The organism is Caballeronia sp., from assembly GCF_049581465.1.
Classification (GTDB): Bacteria; Pseudomonadota; Gammaproteobacteria; order Burkholderiales; family Burkholderiaceae; genus Caballeronia.
In genome coordinates this window covers 1-2,412 of the sequence record NZ_JBAUSA010000606.1, presented here as the reverse complement: position 1 = coordinate 2,412, position 2,412 = coordinate 1, and the positions used below count along the sequence as shown (strand labels likewise).

The following is a 2,412-nucleotide window of genomic DNA, read 5'->3' as shown; positions in this document are numbered from 1 at the left end:
GCGACATTGCGTCCGCGATACACCACCGAGACGCGGTCGCACACGTTGACCAGCTCCGGCACATCGGTGGAATAGAACAGCACGGAGCCGCCGGCTGCCGCGAACGCACGCATCAACACGAAGATCTGATGCTTGGTGCCCACATCGATACCGCGCGTCGGGTCGAACATCAGCCACACGCGGCTTTGCGTGAGCAGCCATTTCGCCATGGCTATCTTTTGCTGGTTGCCGCCCGAGAACGACAGGCACGGTTTATAGACAGCGCGCGGGTTGACCTCCATTTGCGCGAGCGCTTGCTTGACGGCAGCCTGCTCGCGTTTCCTGTTAATCAGCCCGAAGCGCGAGAAGCGCTTGATGACCGGCAACGAAACGTTTTCGCCACCGGGAAGACGCAGGAACAAGCCCTCGGTCTTGCGGTCTTCCGGGAGGAAACTCGTCGATATCCCTGACTTCAGCGAATCGGCGGTCGAAATCAGCGTGACCGGCTTGCCATCGACCAGGATCTGCCCCGCGTCGATGAACTCCGCGCCGAACAGCGCCTCGAAAATCTCGCGCTGCCCCATGCCTTGCAACGCCGCGATGCCGTGCACTTCTCCCGCCGCAAGCGTCAGGTCGAAGTCGTCGACCACGCCGTCCACCTTGATGCCGCGCGCTTCCATTGCAGGCGTCTTCAATGCTGCGGGAGTCGCGACCTTCGGCGGATATTTCGCGTCCATCGAGCGGCCGATTACGAGGCGGATAACCTCATCGTCCGAGATTGATGAAGTTTCGAATGCGCCTACATCACGGCCGTTCCTGTACACCGTGAGGCTGTCGCAGAACTCACGCACCTCTTGCATCCGGTGCGTGATGAACACGAACGTCACGCCGCGCGCCTTCATTTCCTCGATCCGCCGCGACAGCCACGCCACGTCGCGACCGGACAACGCCGAGGTCGGTTCATCGAGCAGCAGCACTTCGGGCTTGCGCACCAGCGCCTTCGCAATTTCGATCTTCTGGCGTACCGGCAGCGAGAGATCACGGATATACGCACCTGGACGTATATCGCCGAGTTCGAGCCGGTCGAGCCATTGCGCCGCCTGCCGTTGCGATTCCCGCTGGCGGATACGGCCGAACCAGCCCGTCGGTTCGTACGCCATCAGCAAGTTTTGCGCGACTGTCAGGTCTCGCACCAGCGTCATCTCCTGGAACGCTGTCTGCACGCCCGCTCGGTGTGCGTCCTTCGGACCGTGCATGCTCACGTTGCGGCCCATGATCGAGATACTGCCCGCGTCCTGTCGCATCAGGCCCGACAGCAGCTTGACGGTCGTCGACTTACCCGCGCCGTTCTCGCCGAGCAGTGCGTGAACGGCACCGCGTTTGACGCGGAACGACGCGTTGTCGAGTGCCACGGTCGCGCCGAAACGCTTGGTGACGTTCGAGAGATCGAGTGCCCATTCCTGCGTTGGTGACTCGCTCAGCATGGCGTGCTCCTTTAGTCCGGGTTGCCGGTCAGCGCCGCGTTGAAACCCACCTCGTTGGTCTCTTGCGAATAGATATCCGCGAACCAGCCTGGCGGCACCTTGTCAGGCATGAACGCGGTGCAACCGCCCTTCAGTTCATCGATGGAACCCGTCTTGCACAACTTCGATTGCGACGTCTCCACCAGCGGCAGCTTGAGCGTCACGTGTGACGGGAAGTCCTTGCCGTCGAGCTTCGCCACGGCCATCTTCAGTGCCAGCGCGCCCGAGTAGGGCGGCGAACCATACGAAATCGAGCGATAGCCGATCGAGCGATATGCGCCCTCGCCCTTCACGGTACCCGGGGGCAACATCTGCACGCGGTGACCGTTTGACGATTCACCTGCGCACGGCTTGATCTTGTCGTCGGCTATGCCGGCGTCGAGCTGCATCGATGCCGCCGTGAAGCAGCCCACCTGCATCCAGAGTCCGTCGATCTTGTCCCAGCTATTGGTGGCGAGGATCTTCGACAACTCCGTCTTGGCCGTCGCCTGACTCCACATGCCGGTGCCTTCCGCCACTATCTTGATGCCCGGATACTTCGCGAACACGGCCTTCGCAGCTTCGGTGCGCGCCCGATCGACGGACGTGCCCGGCACGCCGTTGATCAGCACGATATTGCCTTTGCCGTTGATGGTCTTCGCGAGCCACTCGGCGGTGACGGTGCCGGCCTGCTTCTGGTCGATCGTCACGTTATGGGCGCATGGTTCGGTTACTTCGCCATCGTAGGCAGCGACGACCACGCCCTTCGAGCAGGCGTTCTTGATGGCGCGATTGAGCGCGGTCGGCGAGATGGGATAGATCACGATGGCCTTTGCACCGGCCTGAACCATCGAGTTGATTTGCTGGATCTGTTTCTGCGCGTCCGTGCCGGCGACCTGCACTTCGAGATCGACCTTGTCCTTTAGACCCG

2 protein-coding genes are annotated in these 2,412 nt (G+C 61.9%); both read right to left on the bottom strand.

The annotated features are described in order from the left end of the window. Positions 1–1,463: sugar ABC transporter ATP-binding protein (locus WCA53_RS14810; RefSeq protein ID WP_423911517.1), on the bottom strand; the 1,463-nt coding region annotated here is incomplete at its 3' end. 11 nt (positions 1,464–1,474) lie between these two features. Continuing rightward, on the bottom strand, positions 1,475–2,412 hold a 938-nt coding region (locus WCA53_RS14805), incomplete at its 5' end, for a sugar ABC transporter substrate-binding protein (RefSeq protein WP_423911515.1).